This window comes from Comamonas sp., assembly GCF_036666375.1.
Classification (GTDB): Bacteria; Pseudomonadota; Gammaproteobacteria; order Burkholderiales; family Burkholderiaceae_C; genus Comamonas.
Genome location: NZ_JAVWWA010000113.1, coordinates 13,873 through 16,662, shown reverse-complemented (window position 1 = coordinate 16,662; position 2,790 = coordinate 13,873). Strand labels below are relative to the sequence as shown.

Here is a 2,790-nt window from a genome sequence, read left to right as displayed (position 1 = left end):
CAAAATCCGGACTTCCATGAAGACAAAAAAAGAGAGCGCTGCGCGCTCTCTTTTTCGTTTGTCAGGCCCAGGGCTTTCAGCAGCTGATGGCCAGCGCCTGAAGCCACAGCGCGACGGCCTTGGCGCCCGGGTCAGGGTGGCCTAATGCACGCTCTCCGAGATAGCTGGAGCGCCCGCGGCGTGCAACGACCTCGGCGGTGGCCGCGCAGCCTTGTTCCGCGGCGTCGGCCGCGCGCTGCAGGGCCTGCGCCAACGGCAGCCCGGCCGCGTCTTCCCAGGCACTCGCTGCGGGGATCAAGGCATCGAGCATGGTGCGATCGCCCTGGCGCGCCCCACCCACTTCCATGATGCCCTGGGTTGCCGCGCGCAAGGCCGCAGCACCGTCGCCGGGCGTGTTCTGCAGTGACTGGGCGGCGCGCAGCAGACCGATGGCATACAGCGGTCCCGAGGTGCCGCCAAGGACTCTGCGCAGCGTGGCCGACATGGCGCGCAGCGTTGCGGGCAGATCGTACAGTGGGTAGCCGGGCAGGGCCTGGCGAAGGGCCTGGGCGCCGCGGCTCAGGCTGATGCCCAGGTCGCCATCGCCGACCACCTGGTCCATACGGGTCAGCTCGGGCTCGGCCGCTTCCAGCGTGTCGAGCACCTGGGTGATGGCATGCTTCAGCCCGGGCCGTGCGGCGGCCTGCGCTACGGCGTAGCCGGCGGTATCCGATGACAGCGATCCGGCGCCGGCACGCGTGATGCGCCCTGGGTTGGCGATCAGGCCCTGGTGGGCCGCAGGCCAGGCGCTGGCTTCGGCCGGCGCGTCGAGTGCGGCCAGCAGCGGCGCATCGAGCCGCATCAGCGACAGCGATACGCCGCTCATTTCAAGCGCCGAGAGGAAGGTGCCGGTCCAGGCGCGTTCGGCATGGATGCCACGCTGCGCCAGATGGTGCAGCGCCGCTTGCGTGACGATGGCCATTTCCATGGCGGGCGTGCCGCCGAGGTTGTTGATCAGCAGCGCCACGCGCTCTTCGGCCTGAATGTTCTGGTCCTGCAGCAGCACGTTGAGAATGCGTTCGACCAGGACGCGAGCCGGCGCCAGCGGGGCGCGCTGCACGCCGGGCTCGCCATGAATGCCCAGGCCCAGCTCGATCTCGTCGTCGCCCAGAGTGAAGCTGGGCTTGCCTGCGGCGGGAACGGTACAAGGCGACAGCGCCACGCCCATGGTGCTCACGGCCTGGGCGGCGTGCATTGCCGCAGCGTGCACTTCGGCCAGCGGCTTGCCGGCGGCTGCGGCAGCGCCCGCGACCTTGTGCACGAGCACCGTGCCCGCGAGGCCGCGCCGGCCCGCGTGGTCGCCGCGCGCGCTGAGCGCTGCATCGTCGGCTACGACCATGGTCTCCACCGCAATGCCGCGGCTGCGCGCGATTTCGGCCGCGAGGCCGAAGTTGAGGCGGTCGCCGGTGTAGTTCTTGATGATCAGCAGCACGCCCGCAGGATTGGCGACGGCTTCGATCGCGGCGAGCACCGCGTCGGCGCTGGGAGACGTGAAGACGTCGCCGACCACGGCTGCCGTGAGCAGACCCGGCCCGATGAAGCCCGCATGCGCGGGCTCGTGCCCCGCGCCACCGCCCGAGACCAGCGCGACTTCATGGCGGGCCTTGAGCGCATCGACATCGGCGCGCAGCGCGATGTTCTGGCCTTGCAGCAACTGGATTGCGGGTTGGGACAAGGCCAGCCCCTGGAGCATGTCGGGGACGACGTCGAGAACGCTGTTGATGAGTTTTTTCATGAAAGCTTTCAGAGGTCTTTGTCGCCGGCCCGGCGCGCGCAGGCAGAGGGGTCAGGCCGCGCCGCTCTGCGGCGGTGTGAGGCAGGCGCCGTCGACGAAGACCTTGAGTTCTCCGGTACGAAAGTGTGTCCACTCCTCGTTCTTGGTCAGCGGTGCGGTGACGATGATCGCGACGCGGTCGTTGGGCGTGGTTTCGTGCGCGAAGTCGACGCTCAGATCTTCATCCGCGAGCTGCGCCTGGGGAAAGGGGTGGCGGCGCTCGGTGTAGCACAGCGCTGTCGTTGCATGCGCCCACAGCGCTTCGCCGTTGGACAGCAGGAAGTTGAAGGTGCCGTGGGGTGCGATCCTGGCCGCGAGATCGCGCAGCGTATGGGTCAATTCCTCGATGCTGGGCAGGCCCGCATGCGATTTCCACAGCTCCTGCATGATCCAGCAGAAAGCGCGCTCGCTGTCGGTATCGCCAATGGGGCGGAAATGGGAGTGCAGCTTGGGAGCGTATTCCTTGAGATCCCCGTTGTGGGCAAACACCCAGTTGCGGCCCCAGAGCTCGCGCACGAAAGGGTGGCAGTTCTGCAGGCTGGTCACACCCTGCGTGGCCTTGCGGATATGCGCAATGACATTGCAGCTCTTGATCGGGTATTCGCGGATCAGCTGGGCCACGGGAGATGTCACGGCCCGCTGGTGGTCTACGAAGTGACGCAGGCCCTTTTCCTCGAAGAACGCGATGCCCCAGCCGTCGGTGTGATCACCGGTGTTTCCCGCGCGCTGCGCAAAGCCGCTGAAGCTAAAGCGCACGTCGGTCGGGGTGTTGCAATTCATTCCAAGAAGCTGGCACATGGTGAGGTCGGGGAAAACAAAGAAAAAAGTGCGGCGTGAGCCTATAGCCTAACTTCAGCAGCGGCTTCTGTGCACGAAAAGTGTGCAATGCGGGGAGATAGTGCGTGTGCGGCGCAGGGTGTGGGCGCCAAACCTTGCCGGATGTCCATCGCCAGTGGCCGCGATGGGGGCCGCCGCGG

At 67.2% G+C, this 2,790-nt stretch carries 2 protein-coding genes; both read right to left on the bottom strand.

The features are described 5' to 3' along the window. Positions 1 to 76: 76 nt before the first annotated feature. Entirely contained in the window at positions 77 to 1,774 is a 1,698-nt protein-coding gene (gene dhaL, locus RR928_RS20895) for a dihydroxyacetone kinase subunit DhaL (protein ID WP_332684083.1), read from the bottom strand. 51 nt (positions 1,775 to 1,825) lie between these two features. Then, entirely contained in the window at positions 1,826 to 2,611 is a 786-nt protein-coding gene (locus RR928_RS20890; protein WP_332538128.1) for a class II glutamine amidotransferase, read from the bottom strand. Between the last annotated feature and the right edge of the window lie 179 nt (positions 2,612 to 2,790).

Coding starts and splice junctions, on each gene's coding strand:
- dhaL (WP_332684083.1), bottom strand. CDS start 1,774: ATGAAAAAACTCATCAACAGCGTTCTCGACGTCGTCCCCGACATGCTC.
- RR928_RS20890 (WP_332538128.1), bottom strand. CDS start 2,611: ATGTGCCAGCTTCTTGGAATGAATTGCAACACCCCGACCGACGTGCGC.